A 23,096-nucleotide genomic window follows, 5' to 3' on the forward strand; every position below is an offset into this window, starting at 1 on the left:
CATATTAGTTTTATATTCGTCAGATCAAACCAAATCTATCTATGAAACGTTTATTCCTCTCGTTGTGCCTTTTCGTTTTTATCACGACTTATGCAAAAGCACAGAACCTTCATACTATTAAAGGCCGAACGATTGATACTGCATCCACAACGCTTTTGTCAGGAACATCTGTTGCCGTTTTAAATGCAAAAGATTCTACGCTGGTAAAATTTACGCGGGCAGCAGAAAATGGCTCATTCGAACTTAGCGGCATTAAAAACGGGAAGTTTATTTTACTGGTTTCTTATCCGAAATATGCAGATTTTGTAGATCATTTTACGCTCGATTCTACCACCCAGGTTAAAGATTATGGAAAGATTAATCTTACCGGGATGGCTAAAATTCTTGCCGATGTAATTATTAAAGGGAACAGAACCGCTATTAAAATTAAGGGCGATACCACCGAGTTTGACCCCAAGGCCTTTAATATCGAACCCAACTCTAAAGTTGAAGATCTACTTAAACAGTTCCCGGGCTTTCAGATAGATAAGGACGGGAAAATTACGGCTCAAGGTAAAACTGTTCCGAAGGTATTGGTAGATGGGGAAGAGTTTTTTGGCGACGATCCAACACTGGTAACTAAAAATCTTCGGGCAGATATGGTAGAATCTGTTCAGCTTTACGATAAAGCCAGTGATCAGGCCAGTTTTACAGGCATTGATGATGGCGAGAAAACCAAAACACTTAACATCAAACTTAAAGAAGATAAAAAGAATGGTTATTTCGGTAAACTACAAGGCAGTTATGGTACCAAAGATTTTTATCAGGGACAGGCCATGTTTAATAAATTTTGGGGCAAAAAGAAATTTTCGGCCTATGGCATTTTAGGCAATAATGGTACGGTAGGTTTAGGCTGGGACGACCGGGATAAATATGGAGCCTCTGGCGGGATGACCATGACTGATGATGGTGGAATGTACTTTAGCAGCGGAGGTGATGATTTTGATAGTTATGACGGACAGTATAATGGCCAGGGTTTACCGGTAGCCCGAACGGGAGGCTTGCATTTCGACAACAAATGGAATAAGGATAAAGAATCGTTAAATACGAATTATAAGATTGGGTCAATCAGGGTTCAGGGTGATCGAAACTCAATCAGTCAGAATAATTTAGCATCTGGTGTGCAAAACAATACCTCAGATGAAGTTTTCGATAATGACATGTTCAGACAAAAGCTGGACGCCATGTATGAGCTAAAAATCGATACGACTTTAACCATGAAAGTTAATGTTGACGGGGCATTGAAAAAAAGCAATACCTCAAACATTTTTAAAACTTTAACTACTGGTGAAAATGACAAATTTCTAAATTCATCAAACAGGACACTAACCAATGAGGTAGACGATCAGAGCTTTAACATGAACGTTTTGTTCACCAAAAAATTAAAGAAAAAAGGACGTACCTTATCATTAAATTTAAATCAATCGATCAACAAAAGTAATAGTGAAGGTTATTTAAATTCCCTAAACACACGGGCAACCCAAACAGGAAATATAGACAGTCTTACCAATCAGTTAAAAACCAACGATATTACCAATAGTGCCTTTAAGTTAAATGCAGTATATACTGAACCACTTTCAAAAACTTTAACCGTAATTATCAACTATGGCCTGACTTTAATGAATGGAAAATCGGATCGGCTATCCTTTAATCAATCTGGCAGTGGCCGGTATGATATTTTAGATACCCTTTACAGTAACAACTTTGAACTGAACCAGACTATTAATCAGGCTGGTGCCATCTTCAACTATAAAAAAGGCAAAACCGTTATCAATTTTGGGTCGAAGTTTAGTGGTGTAAATTTTAAGCAGGATGATATTTACCACAATAAATCCTATGTAAGAAACTTTATTAATTATATGCCGCAGGCAACTTATCAATATCGTTTTTCACAGCAAAAATCACTACGGATTAGTTATAACGGGAATACCAACCAGCCTACACTTGATCAACTTCAGCCAGTTAGGGTAAATAATGACCCTTTTAATGTTGTGGAAGGAAATCAAGACTTAAGGCCGTCATTCAGAAGCAATGTTAATGCGAGTTATAACTCTTACAAAGTTTTAACCAACCAATCGATTTGGTTAAATGGTTCTTATAGCTTTACAACCAATCCCATTATCAGCGATGTAACCACTGATGGTGTTGGTAAAAGTACCTACCGTTACATTAACTACAATGATAAAATGCAGACAAACTTTTATTTGTATGCACAGATAAGCCGGAAAATAAACGCGCTTGGCGAAATAAACGTCGGTTTAAATGTTAACGCAAATGGAAATTCCTCTTATAACTTTATTACCACTGATTTAGGAAGAACCTTAAATAACACTAAAAACTACAGCTACGGCGGGGGTGTCAACATCTCAAAATACAAAGATAAAAGTTATAGTTTTTACACCAATTTTGGCCCCTCGTATAATATGGCAAGAGCAAGTATTGGCAAGAATAGTGATGGTTGGGGTTGGCGGGGCTACGCTTCGGGCAATGTGCAATTACCAGGAAAGTTTGAAATATCAACAGATGCGGAATACCAGTACAATGGAAAAACACAAGTGTTAACCGAAAGCTTTGAGCGTCTTATCTGGAATGCATCAGTAAGCAAAAAATTCTTCAAATCAGAAAACTTGAGATTCTCGGCAACTGTAAATGATATTCTTAACCAGAATATAGGTTTTAATCGTTATGCATCTAATACCTCGATTAGCCAAAGCAGTTATACGACCATCAGGAGATATTTAATGTTCTCTGTATCGTGGGATTTTAACAAAATGGGTGGCGGTCTTAAAACACAAAAATAACAAACATGAAAACTACACTAAAATATATCATCTTATTTGCTGTTATTTTCATCAGCAAGAGTTTAATGGCTCAAAATATACACTTCGTTCAAAATGGTGTAATCGAATTTGAGAAAAGGTCTAACATGTATGCTTTAATTAAAAAGAAAATTAATAAAGACAATGAAAGCTATATGGTACCTGCTTTAGATCAGTACAAAAAGAACAACCCTCAATTTAAGGTAGCTAAAAGCACGCTAAGCTTTAATAAGGATAAAAGCTTATATAAATGGCCTACGGTAGAGGAAACGGCAAATCCAAACTGGGCTGCAAGGGATGCGCTTGTTGATTTAAAAAACACCATCGCTACAGATTATAATACCCGTACCAGTATTTCTCAAAAGGCGGTTTATGAAGACACCTATCTGGTTAAAGACAGTTTACGTAAGATTAATTGGAAAATTACCGATGAAACAAGAGAAATTGCAGGTTACGAATGCCGTAGAGCCAACGCCATCATTATGGATTCTATTTATGTAGTGGCTTATTATTCAAACCAGATTGCAGTTTCTGGTGGCCCTGAATCTTTTACAGGATTACCAGGGATGATTTTGGGTTTGGCATTGCCTCACCAGAACATAACATGGTTTGCTACTAAAGTAACAGAAGTTGCCGTGCCTGAAAAAGACTTAAGCCCGCCAACAAAAGGGAAACCAACTGATAATAAGGGTTTAACCGATAAAATAACTTCAGCATTAAAAAATTATGGTCCTGAAGCGCTGGCGGAGTTAAAGGCATTTTCACTTTAAGCGATTGATTTAGTTTTTATAATTATACCTATTTTAGCTCATCATTAGTATAGCTATGTATAGTGCACTTTATAACCACATCAATAGATTTATAGATTTGAGTAACGATGAGCAGGACATTCTTGCCTCGTTTCTCAAATCTTTTTCCGTTAAAAAGAAGGCTTTTTTATTAGAGGAAGGACAAACCTGCAGGGCAAATTATTTTGTGGTAAAAGGCTGCTTAAGGCTTTATTTCATTGATATCAAGGGTGCGGAGCAAACCACCCAATTTGCGATAGAAAACTGGTGGATTACCGATTTAACCAGCTTTCTGTTTCAGGAGCAATCTGAATTTTATATCCAGGCAGCAGAAAGCACTGAAGTGATTGCCATTGAAAATCACCACTATGATGAAATGTTCCACAAATTACCCAAGCTGGAGCGTTATTTTAGATTGATCCTGCAAAAAAACCATCAGGCATCGCAAAGAAGGATAAAATTCCTCTACAGCCAAACCGCTGAAGAAAGATACCGCCATTTTAATCGTTTATTTCCAGAATTTGTACAACGTGTGCCACAGTATATGCTGGCTTCTTATCTCGGCTTTACCCCAGAATTTTTAAGCAAAATCAGAGCGAAGAAATAATCGCTTATTGACCGCAAAGTTCGCATAGAAAGAAACGCGAAGTATGCAGCGTTGGGCTTATTGATTTTCGTCATCTCGACTGGAGCTAAGTCCCGAACTTTCGAGAGAGAAATCGGTAAGTTCTGTTATTAAATAAATTACTTATAGATTTCTCCACTACGGTCGAAATGACGAATCGCCTTAATTTATCGAATAACATTAAATGGCGAACTACCAGCACTTTTAATGATGTTGGTTCGGATTTATAATCCGGATCCTTGTGCTTCGGATTTATAATCCGATTTAAGCTTTAACATTGGCTTTTTATTAAGGATTAAAAATCCTTAGTTCTGTAGACGGGATTGCAAATCCCGACTAACTTATGGTTAGAAAATTCATTTCTTAAACTACATTAAGTTTTTTGATCGTGAAGATGCAGATCTTTACATCGTAATCAAAAAACAAATAAAATGGAAAGTAGAATTGATATCCCAAAAGTAGAACCTGCAGCTTACCAGGCCATGTACGGTTTAGAGAAATATTTATCAACCAGCAAACTAGATCCAATTCTTTTAGAACTGATTAAAATGCGTGCATCGCAGATTAACGGCTGTGCATTTTGTTTAAATATGCACTCCACTGATGCCCGTAAAATAGGAGAAACCGAACAACGTTTGTACCTATTAAATGCCTGGAGAGAAACCACCTTATTTACACCACAAGAAGAAGCTGTTTTAGTCTTAACGGAAGAAGTAACCTTAATTAGTCACCATGTTTCTGATGCAACTTATCAAAAAGCGGCAGGCTTTTTTAATGAGCAGGAATTAGCGCAGATTATTATGGCAATCGTAACCATTAATGCCTGGAACAGGCTGGCCATTACCGCTAAAGTAATGGTTGGATAAAAGATTATTATTTCAACTGACCACAAAGACACCATAACACCTGGTTAATATTCAAAAAACTTAGTGCTTGGTGTCTTGGTGGTTTAAAATCGATGGTAGGGCGTTCGTTTATAGGACCCTTAACAACAATCCCTTTAAATATTCTCCTTCGGGAAAGGAAATCCGAACCGGATGATCTTCTGGCTGGCAGAATTGTTTAATAATCTGAACTTCTTTGCCTGCATCAAGCGCAGCCCAGGCAATAATCTGTTTAAAGGTTTCAATATCAACCGCTCCCGAGCAAGAGAAAGTAGCCAATAAGCCCCCTTTTTCAAGCAACAACATGCCTAAACGGTTTAAATCTTTATAAGCTCTTGCAGCGCGGTCTAATGCCGAACGCGAGGGTGCATATTTAGGCGGATCGAGCACGATCACATCAAATAATTCTCCTGATTCTTTAAAAGCCCTGAGTTGCTTATTTACATCTGATTGAATGGCGGTTACTTTACTTACGTCGAATTTATTCAATTCTACATTTTGTTTTAGCGTTTCAACAGCCAAACCCGAACTATCAACACTGGTAACGCTTGCAGCACCATTCGCCAGGCTATTCAGGCTAAAACCACCACTGTAACTAAAACAGTCTAAAACTTTTTTACCTTTTGTATAACTGGCCAGAATATGTCTGTTATCGCGCTGATCGCAGTAGAATCCCGATTTTTGTCCTTCGGCAATATTGATGTTATAGGTAATTCCATTCTCTTTTACGGCTAAAAATTCTGGTGGATTTTCGCCCCAAATTAATCCGTTATCAATAGGTAAACCTTCATGGGTACGTGCGGTTGCATCACTTTTATCGAAGATCCCTTTCGGTTTTAGTTCTGCTTTTAAAATTTCTACAATCTCCGTTTTAACTTTTTCGATTCCTGAACTTAAAATTTGAAGAGAAAGAAAATCAGCATATTGATCAACAATTAATCCCGGCAGGAAGTCAGCCTCGCTAAAAACCAGCCGGCAGGTATTGGTCTGCTCGCTTAAAATAAACTGACGCGAAGCGATAGCCTGTTTTAAGCGGTTCTGGTACCAGCTGTTATCAATGGTTTGCGTTTCATCCCATTCTAAAAGACGAACGGCAACACGCGAATTACTATTGTAGTAACCATAGGCCAGAAACTCATGATCGAAAGCAAAAACTTTTACAACATCTCCATCTTCAGGTTTTCCCTTAACTTTTTCCAATGCACCGGAAAATACCCATGGATGTCTTTGTAATGCCGCTTTTTCTTTGCCTTTTTTTAATGTGATTTCTACCATGCTGCAAAGGTAATAATTTGTAGGGAGTTTGGCGTAGCGCGTTTGGGGCCAAGCGATGGATGTATAAGTTTGGAGTTGAGAGTTGGACGTTTAGCGTGCCGTGCATCAGCCGCATAACGCTAAACGCCTTGCAAAAATCGCCAGCCGCCTGGCGCTCACCGCTTCTTCACCAGTTCGGTATCTAAAACCTTGGTTTCAAATTCTGTTATGGGTCTTTTGGCTTCGATCATCGAGATTAACAGCTCAGTGGCCACCTGCCCCATTTCGAATGCGGGTTGCTTAACTGAGGTTAAGGATGGCGAAAATAACTCAACCAGATTGGAATTGGTAAAACCTGCAATTGCAATTTTATCTGCCACCTCAGGATTGGTTTTCTTCAGCGCCATAATACAGCCTGTGGTTAACCGATCGCTCGAAATAAAAATCCCGTCTGGTTGTAAGGGCAAAAGTTCTTTAACCGCCTGCTCCAGTTCTGCGCTGTGCATGCCGCCATGCTGGCAATATTTAACCAGTTCGGGTCTAAATTCGATATGATATTTAGCCAAAGCGGCTTTATAACCTTCTAACCTTTCTTTCGTTATCGAAAGGTTTTCGGAATTTGTTAAGTGGGCAATGGTTCTTTTTCCGGATAAAATAAGATGTTCTGTGGCATCAAAAGAACCTTTAAAGTTATTAGCAATGACCTTATGGGTTTCAAAATCTTTGGGCACGCGATCAAAAAATACAATGGGTAAACCCTTTGCATATAAATCTCTTAAATAATCGATATCCTGCGTTTCTGAAGAAAGTGCAATTAATAAACCGTCGATAGAACGCGATGCCAGGTGTTCTACGTTTAATTTTTCCTGCTTGTACGATTCGTGACTTTGAGAAATAATAACATGATAATCTCTGTCATAAGCAATTGATTCAATGCCATTTATCACCTGAGAAAAAAAGTTATTGGCAATTTCACTTACAATAATGCCGATAGAGTAACTGCGACGTTCCTTTAAACTTCTGGCAATTGGATTGGCACGGTAATTTACCTTTTCGGCATAAGCCAAAACAAGCTTTTTTGTTTCCTCACTAATTTCGTAACGGTCTCTTAAAGCCCTGGAAACTGTAGAGGTAGACAGTCCTAATGCTTTAGCAATATCTTTTATGGTAGATGTTTCAAATCTCATGTTTCGTATTGCGTACAAGTTACAAAAAATATCTCTTTAAGGGGATTCAATCACCAATATTAATAAACGTCAAAGTAACGTTTTTGGGAACGTTTGCACACTTTTTTAGTTAAATCTGGTTTCAATTGCTTTTTAGTTTGTAAAATTGTTACACCAACGTAACCAAATATAAACTAACTATAACATCCCGAAATAGAATTATATTCTATATGCAAGCGATTGCAGCATCGTAAAAAACCAAATCGTATCAACTAAATTAATCATTATGAGCAGAGTTTTACTCTTATTTACATTTCTCTCTTTTATTGGATTATCAGTGGCTCAAGCACAAAACAGGCAGCTTACTGGAACCGTGAAAGATAAAAAAGACGGACAGGTCCTGGTTGGCGTGAGTGTTTCTCTTTCCGGCACTAAAAATGGAACCAGTACCGATGCTAATGGAGTTTTCAAGATCAGCATTCCTACAAATGGTTCGGTTTTAACTTTTACCTATATCGGTTATAAAACCAAAAATGTTACGGTAACAAACGAAACGAAACTTTCAGTTACCCTGGATGAAGATGCTAACAATCTTGAAGAGGTGACCGTAAATGTTGGCTACGGCATTGTACGCAAAAAAGATTTAACTGGTGCAGTGGGTTCAGTAAGTGCTGATGTAATTGCTGCAGCGCCGGTTTCTTCTGCATTGGAGGCCATTCAAGGTCGTGTAGCCGGGATTAACATTTCATCATCAGAAGGTTCGCCAGATGCACAGATTAATGTGCGCGTTAGGGGAGGTGGTTCCATTACCGGAGATAACTCGCCATTGTATATTGTTGATGGTTTTCCGGTAGCCTCTATTTCCGATATTGCGCCACAGGATATCGAATCCATAGATCTCTTAAAAGATGCATCATCAACAGCCATTTACGGGGCAAGGGGCGCTAACGGTGTAATATTGGTTACCACAAAAAACAGTAAAGATGGCAAAACGAATATCAGTTATAACGTTTTTGGTGGCACCAGAAAAATAGCGAAGAAACTGGGCGTGTTGTCAGCTTCTGATTATGTGCACTGGCAATATGAGCGTGCGCTTTTAGATGGCTCACTAACAGATTACACTCAATATTTTGGAAATTATCAGGATATAGATCTGTACAATAATGTGGCAGAAAACAACTGGCAGGACCTTGTTTTTGGCCGGACCGGAACAACCTTTAACCAGAATTTAAGCATTACCGGCGGAAGCGACAAAACCAAATACAGCCTGAGCCACAGTTTGGTAAACGACAAGGCCATCATGCAGATGTCTGATTTTAAAAGACAGAACATCAACTTTAAGTTAACGCATAAACTATACAATGCGCTGGCTTTAGATTTTGGTTTCCGCTATTCCGATACCAAAACCAACGGCGGTGGTGCGAACGAACAGAATGAAAAATCATCAGCCGATTCGCGTTTAAAATATGCTATCCTTTACCCATCCTTTCCGGTTCCAGGTCTGACAGCATCAACAGATACTAATGATGAATTTAACTTATATAACCCATTGGTGGCCATTTCGGATAACGATCAGTACGTGCACCGTAAAGCCTATAACATCAACGGAGCAGCAACTTACGAAATCATCGATAACTTAAAACTACGTTCAGAAGTGGGTTACGATGGGCTTAGAAATGATCAGGACCGCTTTTATGGCATTACAACTTACTATGTAAAAAACCTTGCCGATTATCCTAACCTGCCTACACTCAGTTCGATGAACACCACCAGGAATAGTTTTAGGAACACGAATACGCTTAATTATAGCTTCAGTAAAATCCTAGATAAAAACCACAACCTAAATGTTTTATTGGGACAGGAATTTATCAAAACTGAACAGAATATTTTGACTAATGAGGTTCATGGTTTTCCAAAAACATTCACATTCGATCAAACCAGGGTATTAACCACACAAGGTAAGGCTTCTATAATAGACAACAATTTCTCGCCGGATGATAAATTATTTTCGTTTTTCGGCAGGGCAAATTACGATTATAAAGGCAAATACCTGTTAAGTGCTACATTCAGGGCAGATGGTTCTTCTAAATTTTCAAGCGAAAACCACTGGGGTTATTTCCCTTCAGTTTCAGCAGGCTGGAGAATCTCTCAGGAAGATTTTATGAATAGTACAAAATCCTGGTTAACAGATTTAAAACTAAGGGGAAGTTATGGTGCTGCAGGTAACAATAATATCCCTCCAGGGCAGATTACACAATCGTTTCAGAATTCTACCACCACCTGGATAAATGGCTTCAATAACTATTGGGCGGCATCTAAAATCATGGCAAACCCTGATTTAAAATGGGAAACAACGGTGACCAGAAACATCGGACTCGATTTTGCTTTATTTAATTCGAAAGTGACTGGTACAATTGATGCCTACTTAAATAAAACCAAAGACCTCCTGATCTTATTCCCGGTTGGGGGCACTGGTTATGATTCGCAGTACCGTAATCTGGGTCAAACGCAAAACAAAGGTTTAGAATTCTCTGTAAACTGGAACGCGATAAAAGAAAAGAATTTCGATCTATCGGTAAATGCAAACATCAGCTTTAACCGCAACAAGGTAATCTCATTGGGTTCGGTTAAAAACATTAACGGTACTTCGGGATGGGCATCAACAGAAATTGGTGTAGATTATCTGGTAGAAGAAGGTGCATCTATTGGTCGTATTTACGGATATAAGAGTGCTGGCAGATATGAAGTATCTGATTTTACTGGCTACAACGCCACAACCGGCAAATGGACATTAAAGCCAGGTATTGTTGATGCGACTTCATTTGTAGGCACAGTACGTCCGGGTACCATGAAAATAGAAGATATTTCTGGCGATGGAAAGATTGATTTATCCGACCGCTCGATTATCGGTAATACCAACCCATTAAATACCGGTGGTTTCTCGCTTAATTCGAGAATTTACGATTTTGATCTTGGTGCGTATTTTAACTGGAGCTATGGAAATGATGTTTACAATGCAAATAAGATCGAGTATACCTCTACCAGTAAATATGCTTCCAGAAATCTAATTTCGGCCATGGAAAGCGGACAGCGCTGGACAAACTTAAGAGCAGACGGAACAATCAGTAACGACCCTGCCGAATTAACAGCCATGAATGCAAACACCACTTTATGGTCGCCATATACCAAAACTTTCGTATTAAGTGATTGGGCTGTAGAAGATGGTTCGTTTTTGAGGTTATCTACCCTAACACTTGGATATACCCTGCCTGCACAAATATCAAATAAACTGAAAATGAAAAAATTAAGGTTTTATGCTTCTGCTTATAACCTATGGTTATGGACCAATTACAGTGGTTTCGATCCAGAGGTTTCGACCAGACGGAATACACCGCTTACGCCTGGTGTTGACTATTCTGCATACCCAAGAAGTAAATCTTTCGTGTTCGGGCTAAACGTTAATTTTTAGAGACCATTTAATTTTAAGACAATGAAAAGAATTATATATGCGCTATTCATCATTACAGGAATAACATTTGTAAGTAGCTGTAAAAAAACATTAGATGCGCCATCAAAATCCTCGTTGGATGAGTCTGTTATTTTTTCTACCCCTAGCTTAGCCGAGGGTTCGGTAGCGGGCGTACTACAATCATTTGGGGAAACCAATTCGTACAGGGGCCGTTTTTTGGTGTTTTACGGACTTAACAATGATACCGAAGTATACAACACCTTAAAATCGGTTGATGATGACAAGGCAAAACTGTCTAACTACAACTGTAATGTGAACAATGGCCAAATGAACACTACAGATAATGCATGGGCTAAATTTTACGAAGGCATTGAAAGGGCCAACCTGGCGATCAGGGGAATCAGAACCTATGGTAATATAGAAAGCAACCCGGCAATGGCGCAGATCCTAGGCGAAATTTTAACCTTAAGGGCTGTTTTATATAACGACCTGATAAAAGGCTGGGGTGATGTGCCGGCACGTTTTGAGCCCATTACTACTGCGACATCTTATTTGCCAAGAAGCGACAGGGATGTAATTTATAAACAACTGTTAGCCGACTTAAATGAAGCAGCAGGTTACCTGCCATGGCCTGGCGATAATAGCACAACCGCCAAAGTAGAGCGCGTAAACAAAGCTTTCGCAAAAGGCTTAAGGGCGCGTTTGGCATTAGCCGCAGGTGGTTATGCACAGCGCCTGGATGGAACTGTAAAATTAAGTTCCGATCCGGAATTATCACACGATAAAATGTATGCCATTGCCAAAAAAGAATGTCTGGAAATTATTGCAAGCGGTAAATTAAGATTGCTGGGCTTTGAAGAAGTTTTTAGAAAACTAAATGAGGAAACCGGTGCCGCAGGTTTAGAATCGATGTGGGAAATTCCGTTTAGCGATGGCCGTGGCCGTGTAATTTTTGATCTTGGTGTACGTCACATCAAAACAGACCAGTACACGGGTCAGAACAAGGGTGGAACAGATGGACCAAACCCGATTATGTTGTATGAATATGAAAATGAGGATGTACGCAGAGATGTAACAGTTGTACCTTACGAATGGGATGGCGGCGATGGCACTAAAGGTGCAGCGCAGGTACCATCGGCTTTAGGCCGTTTATACTTTGGCAAATACCGTTACGAGTGGATGAAAAGAAGGGTAACCGCTACTAACGATGATGGATTAAACTGGATGTATATGCGTTATGCTGATGTAGTTTTAATGGCTGCAGAGGCGGTTAACGATATCGACGGTCCAGCTGCTGCAGCCCCATATTTAAAAATGATCCGCGATAGGGCCTACCCTACAGCCCCTGCCAAGGTTACGACTTTTATGGCTACAGCTACAGCATCCAAAGCTGCATTTTTCGACGCTGTTGTAAACGAAAGAGCATTGGAATTTACAGGGGAAATGCTTAGGAAAGGTGACCTAATCCGCTGGAATTTACTGGGCACAAAACTGGCTGAAGCCAAAACTAAATTACAGCAACTGGAAAACAGGCAGGGTAAGTATGCGGCTTTACCGGCTAAAATTTATTACAGAACCGCAGCCAATGGCGAAACTGTAGAAATTTATGGATTAAAATTCGGTGATACCGATGCACAGGGCCTTGCTCTAGGATATACCTCCAATAAAGCCTGGACAATGGTTACCGCTGGAGAAGCTGTTTCTTACTGGAATGCCCTTTACACCAAAGACCCCAACCTGCAGCAATATTGGCCAATATGGCAGGTATTTTTAGATTCATCTAACGGAATGTTAAATAATAAGCCCTTAAACTTGTAAACCCGAGGTTATGAAAAAGATTAATAAATATGCATACACCTTCTTACTGATGGCAACAGTTTGTTTATCGGCATGTAAAGAAAATAACTTAGAAGAAATTACTAAGTTAGAGGTCGACAGGGTTTTTTCGAGCCCGGGTTTAACGGCAACCATAGTAAATAAAACCGGAGTTAAATTAACCTGGAACGCTGTACCTAATGCCACCTCTTATACCATCGAAGTATATGATAATGCGGATTTTACCGGCACCCCGGTAAAATCGATTACCAGCATTACTGCGGCACAATTACCCTATACCGTAACCGGATTAATGGGTAATACACAATATGCCATTAGGGTAAAAGGAGTTGCACAGGGTGTTGCAGACTCCAAATGGGTTAGCATTTCTGTGAAAACAGAACCCGAGCAGATTTTTCAGGATATATTACCTGCTAAACTAACTTCAAGAACCGTTACTTTAAACTGGCCGGCTGGCGAGAATGCCACCACGATAACCATTAATCCAGGCAATATTACACGGCCTGTTACAGCAGCAGAAGTTCTTGCTGGCGGGTTAACATTAACAGGCCTAAGCCCAAAAGTAACCTATACTGTAACTTTACTTTTAGGCACATCAATTAGAGGAACAAAAACCTTTACTACTCCGGCTGAATTGCCTACCGGAGCGGATGTTGTAGTTTTAGCGGCAACAGATGATCTGGCAGCAATGATCCAGGCGGCTACAAAAAGCACAAGGTTTGTAATTCTGGAAGGAACAAAATATAACGCTGATGTTGCTTTTACATTACCAGCTGGAATAGACATTAGTATAATTGGTGAAGTTGCAGCGGTGAAACCAGTTATTTCGTTTACACAGGTTATTTTACCTAGCACTGGAGGTAAGCTACATTTCGAAAATGTGGACTTAACAGCTTATGCAAAAGGCGATGAAACATTGGCACCATCAACCAGACGCCAATATATCATTAATCAAAGTCTCGCTTCTACTATGGATGAAGTTTCTTTCGAAAATTGTAACATTCGTCATTTTGTTAACTCACCACTTCGTATTCAAGGTACCAATGCAATTACAATTAATAAAGTTATCGTAAACAATTGCATTATTGATAACATTAGCGTGGCAGATGCCGGTCCGGGAGTTGGTAACTATGCTTTTATTAATTCAAATGTGGCTACCGGTAAAATCAATAATATTACCTTAACCAATAATACTTTTTCAAATATCGGCTTTGGTTTGCTTTTGCATAATAAGGCGCCATCACTTACAGTAACGATAGAGAATAATACATTTTACAATGTAGTTGGCGATGGCAGGTATTTTATCGATTATGATACGCAAACGATTTCAAGTGGGTTCTCGTTCAAGAATAATATAATTGCTAAAACATTGTCACCAGCAGCAACTGCCAGGGGCATCAGATCTGCTACAGCACCAACAGTGGCAAATAATTACCAAACTTCTGATGTGACATTTACTGCAAATCCGGTTCCTGGCATTACTGCTTATACAGGGGTTAGCACAGCATTATTAACAGCTCCAACAACTAAGAACTTCAAAATAAAGGACGACGGTTATGTTGGAAAATCTACATCTGGCGATCCTAGATGGAGATTGTAATTTTATGAATTGATTTTTAAGGCAGAACTCGTTTCTGCCTTTTTTTGTTGAAATTTATACGAAAGAATTATTGTAATCAAATGGTGAAATCAACCATAGTCTGTATAGCCGCTACCTTGCTTTTATATCTTGGCATTTGCTCAAAAGTTTTTGCCCAGGATCCTAAATACCCATCGATGATAATCGTTGCACAAGATGGCAGCGGAAATTACAAAACCATCCAGGAGGCTATCAATTCAGTGAGGGATTTAGGCGAAAAAGAGGTTAAAATTCAGGTTAAAAACGGCACATACAAAGAGAAGCTGATTATTCCATCATGGAAAATTAAGATCTCCATTATCGGAGAAAAGGCCGAAAATACCATCATTACCTTCGATGATTATTCGGGGAAGCCAAACCCGATGGGTAAAGATATTTTTGGCCTTCCCAAATTCAGCACCTATACTTCATTCACCGTATTGGTTCAGGGCAACGATATCCACCTCGAAAACTTAACCATTATCAATTCAGCTGGGCGTGTCGGACAAGCTGTTGCCTTACATGTAGAAGGTGATCGTTTTGTAGCCAAAAACTGTAGGCTTCTGGGCAATCAGGATACCCTTTATGCCGGAATCGAAAATAGCCGCCAATACTATCATGACTGTTATATCGAAGGCACAACCGATTTTATTTTCGGTAAAGCAACAGTGGTGTTTCAAAATTGTACCATCAAAAGTTTAAGCGATTCTTATGTTACCGCAGCCTCCACTTCAGCGCAGCAAAAATTCGGATTTGTTTTTATAAATTGTAAACTCATTGCAGATCCGGCCGTAACAAAAGCTTATCTCGGCAGGCCCTGGCGCCCTTATGCAAAAACGGTATTCATGGCCTGCGATCTGGGGAAACATATTTTACCCGAAGGCTGGAATCCATGGAAAGGCGATCTCATGTTCCCAAATAAGGAACTGACCGTTTTTTATGCAGAATATAAAAATAAGGGAGATGGCGCCTCGCCCAAAACGAGATTGCCCTGGACAAAACAGCTAACAGATAAAGAAGCAAAAACCTACACTTTAAAAAATATACTTGGCGGAGCGGATCAATGGAATCCCCCGCAGTTATAGATCAATAAAAAATATGAAAACGAATTTCTTTAAAATTTTAGCTGCCGGAACATTGGTTGTATTACTGTCTTTTACCCTCATCCAAAAGAAAACTAAACTCTACATTATTGGCGATTCTACTGCCGCCAACAAGGAAGAAAAGGCCTACCCCGAAACGGGCTGGGGGATGGCACTACAATCTTATTTTAAAACCGATGTTGCGGTTGATAACCGGGCCTTAAACGGCAGGAGTACAAAATCGTTCAGGGCAGAAAAACGCTGGGACCCGATATTGGCCCAGTTAAATCCTGGCGATTATGTTTTTATCGAATTTGGTCACAACGATGAGAAAGTTGACAAACCAACAGTTGGTGTATCCTTAGCTGATTTCAAAATCAATCTGGTTAATTATGTAAATGAGACCAGAAGCAAAAAAGCCTTCCCGGTTTTACTTACACCAATTTCGCGCAGGAGTTTTAAAAATGGCGTATTAATCGATTCGCATGGCGATTATCCACGGATTACCCGTCAGGTAGCCGATTCGTTAAATGTTCCTTTAATTGATATGCTGGTAAAAACAGAAAGTTTGTTAAACCGCCTGGGCGAGGAGCCATCTATTAAGTTATTTAACCATGTTGATTCGGGCAATGTGAATTACCCAAATGGCAAAAAAGACAATACACATTTAAGCCTGGAGGGAGCCAAACAGGTAGCGGGTTTGGTGGTGAAGGGGATAAAGGAATTAAAGTTGAGTTTGGTGAAGAGTTTGAAGTAAAATATGGTGGGTATCGTCCTCGTTTGCAACGAGGATGTATGAGAATAGCGATTATATCGCCTACAATACCCGGCATTACAAATGCGTCCCTCAGTAATCCTCGTTACAAACGAGGACTATAACACATGATAAAAAGCCGCAAATTCAGAGATTTTAATCTGCGAATCTGCGGCTTAGTTTCTATAATTTAATTAGAAAATATACTTCGTACTTAAGAAGTTCGAATCATCTCCTTTAACAATTTCATTCAATAACTTTTTATTATCGTCAGTAAATTTGGTGGCCACCAAAGAACGGATCGAGAACGAACGCAAGGCATCCACTACAGAAAGTGTTCCTTCCGCACTGTCTTTACGGCCCGTAAAAGGGAAAGCATCTGGTCCGCGTTGGCACTGGCAGTTGATGTTAACACGACTTACCTGGTTAACCAAAGGATCAATCAATGAAGAAATTACCGCCGCATTATTACTAAAAATACTCACTTGCTGGCCGTGTGGCGAACCGATTAAATATTCAATAGGCTCTTCCAGATCATCAAATGGAACAACAGGAACAATCGGACCAAACTGCTCTTCGCGGTATAGTTTCATATTGCTGTTTACCGGATACATAATGGCTGGATAAACAAAAGTTTCTAAGGTTTGCCCGCCATTTTTGTTGATCACTTTAGCGCCGTGCGAAACCGCATCATCAATACATTCCTTTAAATATTCAGGTTTATTCAGCTCAGGCAGCGGTGTCAGGTTTACACCTTTTTCCCAAGGCATACCAAACTTCAGTTTTTCTACTTCAGCAGATAAACGTTTTAAAAACTCCTGCGCTAGACTGCGGTGAACATAAACGATTTTAATCGCGGTACAACGCTGACCATTAAAAGAAAGTGAGCCCAATACGGTTTCAGAAACCGCCAGATCAAGATCTGCATCCTTAGTGATGATCGCCGCATTTTTGGCATCTAAACCTAAAATTGCCCTTAAACGGTTTACTTTAGGGTGCAGTTTTTTCAGTTCGTTGGCTACCTTACTTGAGCCGATTAAGGTAAGCACATTAATTTTTCCTGATTTCATTAAGCCGGGAACGATGGTATTGCCACGACCATAAATCGTATTTACAACGCCCTTAGGGAAACTGGAACGGAAAGCCTCTAATAAAGGGTAGTGCAATAAAGTACCGTGTTTAGGTGGTTTGAATAAAAGCGTATTGCCCATAATCAAAGCCGGGATAAGCGTTGTAAAAGTCTCGTTTAACGGATAGTTGAACGGCCCCATACAAAGCACCACGCCTAGCGGAGAACGGCGTACCTGAGCCACAATACCCTGCTCTATTTCGAAACGTGATGATTGTCTGTCGATATCTTTCAGCGCATCGATAGTTGCATAGATATATTCCACTGTACGGTCGAATTCTTTTACCGAATCGGCATACGATTTACCGATCTCCCACATAATTAATTTCGCAACAATTTCCTTTTGCTCAATCATTTTATGGGTGAAGTTTTCTACGCAGGTAATCCGATCGGCAACACTCATGGTTGGCCATTGCCCGCGACCATTATCATAAGCGGCTACGGCTGCATCTAAAGCTTCTGTCGACTCTTTCTCTGTGCAAACAGGGAAACTACCAATACGCTTTCGTTTTAAGCCTTCAGGGGTTTTTACGCATACCGGAGAAAACACTTCATTAAATGGTCCATTCCATGGTTTCATTTCTCCATTGGAAAGAAACTCCTTTTGATTGATTTCTTCCGTGAGCCTAAATTCATCTGGAATCTGGCTCTCTTCAACGAAAATACTTTCGAGGTTTAGCGATGTACTCAATTTAGTTTGTTTGTTAGGGTTAAATTAATGTTAAGTCTATAGTTTAAGTATAGATTTATTGTTGTAAAAAAGCTGAAGATCAGGATTGGTTATCCCTATGCCTCAGCTTTCAAATTATTTTAGTTCGATAACTTTATATTTTGGTACTAAGGTTTTCATTACTGTCCAGCCGATAAGGTAACATACCGCACAGATGGAGAAAATAATAAAATAACCTGCTTCTTCACCTTTAAAGCCCATAAAAACAATCTCGTTTTTGCCAGTATAATCAAACAATAAACCTGATCCTTTATTGATAATGAAAGAGCCTAATCCACCTGCCATACCGCCAATACCGGTAATAGTAGCAATCGCCTTTTTAGGGAACATATCGCCTACGGTTGAAAATATATTGGCCGACCACGCCTGGTGAGCCGCACCTGCAATACCGATAATAATTACCGGAATCCAATAGGTAATGTGTCCCAAAGGTTGCGCTGCCAAGGCTAAAAGCGGAAAAAATGCGAAAATCAACATGGCTTTCATTCTGCCTTCGTATGGGTTCATACCTTTTTTATCAACGAAATAGGTTGGTAACCATCCCCCAATAATAGATAGCAAGGTAATCATATAAAGCACAAATAAAGGGAGCGCACTTTGCGTAGAATCCATGCCATAAACCGATTTTAAGTAAGCCGGGGTCCAGAATAAAAAGAACCACCAAACGCCATCGGTCATAAATTTACCAAAAGCAAAAGCCCAGGTTTGTTTGTATTTAAAACAGTCGATAAATGAAACTTTTTCTTTGGTTTCTTCTACGTAATCAGCCAGTTTACGATCGTTGATCACATCCTGCTGAATATAAGCCAATTCCTCAGGGCTAACCCTTTTATGTAATTCTGGCTTGTTGTACACAAAAATCCATAAGCCCATCCATACAAAACCGAGTGCGCCGATAATAATGAAAGCCATTTCCCATCCATAAGCTTTTGCAATAAAAGGAATGGTAATTGGTGCAGCTAGTGCGCCAACAGTAGCACCTGCATTGAAAATACTGGTTGCAAATGCCCTGTCCTTTTTAGGGAAGTATTCGGCAGTAGCTTTAATTGCAGCCGGAAAATTTCCTGCTTCTCCAACAGCCAATACAAAACGGGCAAAAATAAATAAGGTAACACTTACCGAAACAATTAATCCGGTATCGTTCACGCGGGCAATTACATCTTTAGCACCCTCAAATCCTACAAACCAGTTTCCATTGATGATCCCGGCAGTGGCAATCCCACAAAAAGCATGTAAACAGGCCCCAACAGACCAAACGCCTATCGCCCATAAAAATCCTTTTTTGGTATCCATTTTATCAACAAAACGACCTGCAAAAAGCATCGAGATGGCGTAGAAAATAGAGAACAAGGCTGTAATATTTCCATAATCATTATTATCCCAATGAAATTCTGGTTTAATAAAATCTGTCCAGGTTAAAGAAAGTACCTGTCTATCTAAATAATTTATGGTCGTAGCTAGAAATAACAGCAAACATATGGTCCATCTGTATTTGCTTGTTTTGGGTTGGTTCATTTGGTTAGGGTGTGTTAAATTTTTATTTGCTTTGCTGAATCAGGTCAAGCGCTAATTTTGTATTGTCGAATAACTCTTCGTAAAGACCTTTGCTCATCACGTCTTTACTGATTAATTTGCTGCCCATACCAACGGCACAAACACCAGATTTAAACCAGGTTTTTAAATTATCGGCATTAATTTCTACACCACCGGTTGGCATAAACAGCTGTCCGGCGAAAAGATCTTTAATGGATGAAATAAATTCAGGGCCTAAAATATTAGCAGGGAAAATTTTGATCAGCATGGCTTTGTGCTCTTGCGCAACACTGATTTCAGTCGGCGTCATACAGCCCGGGATCCAAAGCATCCCGATTTTGTTGGCAATTTCGGCTACTGCCGGATTTACGATCGGCGCCACGATGAAATCTGTTCCAGCCTCAATAAAAGCATTTGCATCTGCAGGCGTTTTAATGGTTCCAATACCTAAATAAAGATCAGGCATTTCTGCATCGCGGATTTCTTTTAACTTTTTAAAGTTCGGCAGTGCTGATTTACCACGGTTGGTGTATTCGAAAACACGAACACCGGCTTTATACAAAGTGCGTAATATTTCTACACTACCCGATTCGCTATCCTGGTAAAAAAGGGGTAACATGCCCTGCTCTAAAATGGCATCTAAAATTTTGTGCTTGTTGCTAATCATTGCGTATAATTCTTTTTTCTATATCGGCTACTGTACTGGTTGTCGCATCGCTTGGAATATATAATTTATCGTATGCTGCTGCGGTGGCAAAATTTAAGGTTTCTTTGGCCGATAACTGGTTATAAAAACCGTAAATCAGACCGGCCATAAAACAATCGCCACTGCCCACTTTATCTAAAATTTCTTCTGAAACATATTCTTCTGAAACCGTTAATTCATCAGCGGTATAAATAGCAGTGTAATACCTGATACCTTTGCCATGATCGAATCTGAAGGTATTTGCAACCGCTTTACATGCCGGAAACAAACTTAATATTTCTTTAGAAGTATCGGTTGCCTGTTGCAGTAACGTTTCCTTTGCATAACCCTCGGTTGGTATTAAATCTTCGTGAAGTGCAGTACCCAACATTTTGTTCGCCGCCCACACATTACCCATAATCAGCGTACAATATTGAGCCAGTTGTGGTAAAACATCAATCGGGTCTTTACCATATTTCCAAAGCTTGGCACGATAGTTTAAATCGAGCGAAATGGTAATATTTTTCGCACTGGCTACTTTTAATGCCTCTAAACAAACATCGGCAATAGATTGATTGATTGCCGGGCATATGGCACTAAAATGAAACCAGCTCACACCTTCAAAAACTTCATCCCAGTTAATTTGTCCAACCTTCAAATCAGCGTAAGCCGAATTTGCCCTATCGTAAATTACACCAGCATTTTTAAGGTCTTTCCCTTTCGGAAGATAGTATAAACCTAAACGCTCGCCGTGATAAACCATGGGCGTGGTATCAATGTTCCTTGCATCCAGATAATCTACAATTTCACGTGTTACCGAATTATCAGGCACAGCCGATAAGTAAGTTGAAGGAACATTCCAAAGTGCCAGTGCCGTTGCTACATTCAGCTCTGCACCACCAACATAAAATGGTAGTTTATTTTCTTTTAACCATTGCCCATCCATATCCGGACAGATGCGTAAAAGTATTTCACCAAAGCTTAAAACTTTTTCTCCTTTTTTTGATGAAGCGAATATTTGGGTGCTCATTTTTGTGTATCATCGGCGTGTTTCATGCTGTTCTCTGCAACGGTATGAAAATGGAAGGAAAACGATTGAAATGATTTATTTCCAACGAAATACCTCCCTAAAGCCTGATTTTGGTTAAAATTTAAAGTAATTTTTTGCGTTAAAGTACGAAATATCCTGCACAATTTTGCCAACCCACTCCAAGTCGTTAGGTAATTCGCCATTCTCAATGTCTTCTCCAAAGAGGTTACAAACAATCCTTCTGAAATATTCGTGACGGGGAAAAGAAAGGAAACTGCGCGAATCGGTAAGCATACCTACCAGTCGGCTTACAAGCCCCATGTTCGATAGTGCATTTAACTGTTTAATCATACCATCTTTTTGATCTAAAAACCACCAGGCCGAACCAAACTGGACTTTACCTGCAACCGAACCATCGTTAAAGTTTCCGATCATGGTTGCAATTAATTCGTTATCGGCAGGATTAAGGTTATAGATAATGGTTTTAGCCAGTTTATCCTGATTATCTAAGCGGTTTAAGAATTTAGAAAGCATTCTCGCCTGACTAAAATCGCCGATCGAATCCCAGCCCGTATCCGGCCCCAATTGCCTTAACATCCGGGCATTGTTATTCCGTAAGGCACCCAGGTGATATTGCTGTACCCAGCCTTTTTCATGGTCCCACTCTGCAAAATAAACCAGCATGGCCGATTTAAATTTCAGGTTTTCCTCGTAAGAAATATGCTGTTTGCTGCGGATTTTATCGAAGATCGATGCAATTTCAGCTTCAGTATAATCTTCAGCGTAAATCTGTTCCAAACCATGGTCAGAAACCGAACAGCCATTTGCCGCAAAATAATCGTGGCGGCTTTTTAAGGCGTCGATATAATCCTGAAAGTTACTGATGGTTTTATCAGCAACACTTTCTAATTTGTCGATATATTCGTTTAAACCTTCAATATCATCACTGTTCATCGCTTTATCCGGACGGAAGGCCGGCAACATTTTAAGGTTGGCACCTTCTCTTGCCAGTTGCTGGTGGAAGTTTAAACTATCCAGCGGATCATCGGTAGTACAAACGGCTTCAACATTCATTTTGGCTAATAAACCGCGCACCGAATATTCGGGGGTTTGTAGTTTTGCAGAACATTCATCGAAAATTTTCTGTGCCGTTTTGCCAGAAAGTAAATCGGTTATACCAAAATAACGCTGAAGCTCTAAATGTGTCCAGTGGTATAATGGGTTACGCAGGGTATATGGAACAGTTTCTGCCCATTTCTCAAATTTCTCATAATCAGATCCAACGCCAGTAATGTATTTTTCATCAACACCATTGGCACGCATGGCTCTCCATTTATAATGATCGCCGGCAAGCCAAACCTGACTGATATTGGCAAACTGTGTATTATTGGCAATCTGCTCTGGAATAAGGTGATTATGGTAATCGATAATCGGCAATGACTTTGCAAAATTGTGGTAAAGCTTTTCAGCAGTTTTGCTTTGCAAAAGAAAATTTTCGTCTAAAAAAGGTTTCATTCTATATGATTTGAGACATTAGATATCGGTTTGAGCTGATCAAAACGCTTATCTATTAAATTTTTATTTATGTATTATCTCCGGTCTGTGTCCTCACAGACCGGAACTCAATTTATGTATTAGTGGCCTGTGAGGTCACA

General features: G+C 39.7%; 16 protein-coding genes. 9 read left to right on the top strand and 7 right to left on the bottom strand.

The window, feature by feature from the left end:
• Positions 1 to 41 precede the first annotated feature (41 nt).
• The 4 genes from AC07YT_RS03210 (at position 42) to AC07YT_RS03225 (ending at position 5,137) form a co-directional block, all read left to right on the top strand.
• Complete coding sequence (locus AC07YT_RS03210; protein ID WP_086548225.1) at positions 42 to 2,840, top strand: outer membrane beta-barrel family protein; 2,799 nt, start codon at positions 42 to 44, stop codon at positions 2,838 to 2,840.
• 5 nt (positions 2,841 to 2,845) lie between these two features.
• On the top strand, positions 2,846 to 3,628 hold the full coding sequence (locus AC07YT_RS03215; RefSeq protein WP_086548226.1) for a GLPGLI family protein: 783 nt from the start codon (positions 2,846 to 2,848) through the stop codon (positions 3,626 to 3,628).
• A gap of 55 nt (positions 3,629 to 3,683) precedes the next feature.
• Positions 3,684 to 4,253 carry a Crp/Fnr family transcriptional regulator gene (locus tag AC07YT_RS03220; RefSeq protein WP_086548227.1) on the top strand — a complete coding sequence of 190 codons (570 nt, stop codon included), beginning with the start codon at positions 3,684 to 3,686 and terminating at the stop codon, positions 4,251 to 4,253.
• A 449-nt stretch (positions 4,254 to 4,702) separates the two neighbouring features.
• A complete protein-coding gene (locus AC07YT_RS03225) occupies positions 4,703 to 5,137 on the top strand; it encodes a carboxymuconolactone decarboxylase family protein (RefSeq protein ID WP_086548228.1) in 435 nt (144 codons plus the stop codon).
• 108 nt (positions 5,138 to 5,245) lie between these two features.
• Here the strand turns inward: AC07YT_RS03225 and AC07YT_RS03230 are convergent, their stop codons facing one another.
• Together AC07YT_RS03230 and AC07YT_RS03235 are read right to left on the bottom strand one after the other, a co-directional pair.
• Complete coding sequence (locus tag AC07YT_RS03230; RefSeq protein WP_086548229.1) at positions 5,246 to 6,430, bottom strand: class I SAM-dependent rRNA methyltransferase; 1,185 nt, start codon at positions 6,428 to 6,430, stop codon at positions 5,246 to 5,248.
• Between the two features lie 155 nt (positions 6,431 to 6,585).
• A complete protein-coding gene (locus tag AC07YT_RS03235) occupies positions 6,586 to 7,596 on the bottom strand; it encodes a LacI family DNA-binding transcriptional regulator (RefSeq protein ID WP_086548230.1) in 1,011 nt (336 codons plus the stop codon).
• A 265-nt stretch (positions 7,597 to 7,861) separates the two neighbouring features.
• On the opposite strand from AC07YT_RS03235, the gene AC07YT_RS03240 reads away from it, so the two are divergent.
• The 5 genes from AC07YT_RS03240 to AC07YT_RS03260 all read left to right on the top strand — a co-directional run bounded on the left by AC07YT_RS03240 (position 7,862) and on the right by AC07YT_RS03260 (position 16,337).
• Positions 7,862 to 11,044, top strand: a complete 3,183-nt coding sequence (locus AC07YT_RS03240; protein ID WP_086548231.1) for a SusC/RagA family TonB-linked outer membrane protein — start codon at positions 7,862 to 7,864, stop codon at positions 11,042 to 11,044.
• A 21-nt stretch (positions 11,045 to 11,065) separates the two neighbouring features.
• Positions 11,066 to 12,862 carry a RagB/SusD family nutrient uptake outer membrane protein gene (locus AC07YT_RS03245; RefSeq protein ID WP_086548232.1) on the top strand — a complete coding sequence of 599 codons (1,797 nt, stop codon included), beginning with the start codon at positions 11,066 to 11,068 and terminating at the stop codon, positions 12,860 to 12,862.
• Between the two features lie 10 nt (positions 12,863 to 12,872).
• Positions 12,873 to 14,480: a DUF5123 domain-containing protein gene (locus AC07YT_RS03250; protein ID WP_086548233.1), complete on the top strand. Its 1,608-nt coding sequence runs from the start codon at positions 12,873 to 12,875 to the stop codon at positions 14,478 to 14,480.
• A gap of 80 nt (positions 14,481 to 14,560) precedes the next feature.
• Complete coding sequence (locus tag AC07YT_RS03255; protein WP_086548234.1) at positions 14,561 to 15,583, top strand: pectinesterase family protein; 1,023 nt, start codon at positions 14,561 to 14,563, stop codon at positions 15,581 to 15,583.
• A gap of 13 nt (positions 15,584 to 15,596) precedes the next feature.
• On the top strand, positions 15,597 to 16,337 hold the full coding sequence (locus AC07YT_RS03260; RefSeq protein WP_086548235.1) for a rhamnogalacturonan acetylesterase: 741 nt from the start codon (positions 15,597 to 15,599) through the stop codon (positions 16,335 to 16,337).
• A 191-nt stretch (positions 16,338 to 16,528) separates the two neighbouring features.
• Here the strand turns inward: AC07YT_RS03260 and AC07YT_RS03265 are convergent, their stop codons facing one another.
• From AC07YT_RS03265 to uxaC, 5 genes are all read right to left on the bottom strand, one after another.
• Positions 16,529 to 18,154 (bottom strand): NADP-dependent glyceraldehyde-3-phosphate dehydrogenase, encoded by a 1,626-nt coding sequence (locus AC07YT_RS03265; RefSeq protein WP_086548236.1) that lies wholly within the window; start codon positions 18,152 to 18,154, stop codon positions 16,529 to 16,531.
• Between the two features lie 114 nt (positions 18,155 to 18,268).
• Positions 18,269 to 19,708 (bottom strand): MFS transporter, encoded by a 1,440-nt coding sequence (locus AC07YT_RS03270; protein WP_086548237.1) that lies wholly within the window; start codon positions 19,706 to 19,708, stop codon positions 18,269 to 18,271.
• Between the two features lie 22 nt (positions 19,709 to 19,730).
• Positions 19,731 to 20,393 carry a bifunctional 4-hydroxy-2-oxoglutarate aldolase/2-dehydro-3-deoxy-phosphogluconate aldolase gene (locus AC07YT_RS03275; RefSeq protein ID WP_193419254.1) on the bottom strand — a complete coding sequence of 221 codons (663 nt, stop codon included), beginning with the start codon at positions 20,391 to 20,393 and terminating at the stop codon, positions 19,731 to 19,733.
• Positions 20,386 to 21,441 (bottom strand): sugar kinase, encoded by a 1,056-nt coding sequence (locus AC07YT_RS03280; RefSeq protein ID WP_086548238.1) that lies wholly within the window; start codon positions 21,439 to 21,441, stop codon positions 20,386 to 20,388. Before AC07YT_RS03280 ends, AC07YT_RS03275 begins: the two co-directional genes overlap by 8 nt.
• Positions 21,442 to 21,555: 114 nt before the next feature.
• Positions 21,556 to 22,956 carry a glucuronate isomerase gene (gene uxaC, locus AC07YT_RS03285; protein WP_086548239.1) on the bottom strand — a complete coding sequence of 467 codons (1,401 nt, stop codon included), beginning with the start codon at positions 22,954 to 22,956 and terminating at the stop codon, positions 21,556 to 21,558.
• Positions 22,957 to 23,096: the final 140 nt, after the last annotated feature.

The sequence above is a fragment of the Pedobacter sp. GW460-11-11-14-TSB4 genome, assembly GCF_059423705.1.

Coding starts and splice junctions, on each gene's coding strand:
- AC07YT_RS03250 (WP_086548233.1), top strand. CDS start 12,873: ATGAAAAAGATTAATAAATATGCATACACCTTCTTACTGATGGCAACA.
- AC07YT_RS03215 (WP_086548226.1), top strand. CDS start 2,846: ATGAAAACTACACTAAAATATATCATCTTATTTGCTGTTATTTTCATC.
- AC07YT_RS03220 (WP_086548227.1), top strand. CDS start 3,684: ATGTATAGTGCACTTTATAACCACATCAATAGATTTATAGATTTGAGT.
- AC07YT_RS03235 (WP_086548230.1), bottom strand. CDS start 7,596: ATGAGATTTGAAACATCTACCATAAAAGATATTGCTAAAGCATTAGGA.
- AC07YT_RS03260 (WP_086548235.1), top strand. CDS start 15,597: ATGAAAACGAATTTCTTTAAAATTTTAGCTGCCGGAACATTGGTTGTA.
- AC07YT_RS03240 (WP_086548231.1), top strand. CDS start 7,862: ATGAGCAGAGTTTTACTCTTATTTACATTTCTCTCTTTTATTGGATTA.
- AC07YT_RS03230 (WP_086548229.1), bottom strand. CDS start 6,430: ATGGTAGAAATCACATTAAAAAAAGGCAAAGAAAAAGCGGCATTACAA.
- uxaC (WP_086548239.1), bottom strand. CDS start 22,956: ATGAAACCTTTTTTAGACGAAAATTTTCTTTTGCAAAGCAAAACTGCT.
- AC07YT_RS03210 (WP_086548225.1), top strand. CDS start 42: ATGAAACGTTTATTCCTCTCGTTGTGCCTTTTCGTTTTTATCACGACT.
- AC07YT_RS03255 (WP_086548234.1), top strand. CDS start 14,561: ATGGTGAAATCAACCATAGTCTGTATAGCCGCTACCTTGCTTTTATAT.
- AC07YT_RS03245 (WP_086548232.1), top strand. CDS start 11,066: ATGAAAAGAATTATATATGCGCTATTCATCATTACAGGAATAACATTT.
- AC07YT_RS03280 (WP_086548238.1), bottom strand. CDS start 21,441: ATGAGCACCCAAATATTCGCTTCATCAAAAAAAGGAGAAAAAGTTTTA.
- AC07YT_RS03225 (WP_086548228.1), top strand. CDS start 4,703: ATGGAAAGTAGAATTGATATCCCAAAAGTAGAACCTGCAGCTTACCAG.
- AC07YT_RS03270 (WP_086548237.1), bottom strand. CDS start 19,708: ATGAACCAACCCAAAACAAGCAAATACAGATGGACCATATGTTTGCTG.
- AC07YT_RS03275 (WP_193419254.1), bottom strand. CDS start 20,393: ATGATTAGCAACAAGCACAAAATTTTAGATGCCATTTTAGAGCAGGGC.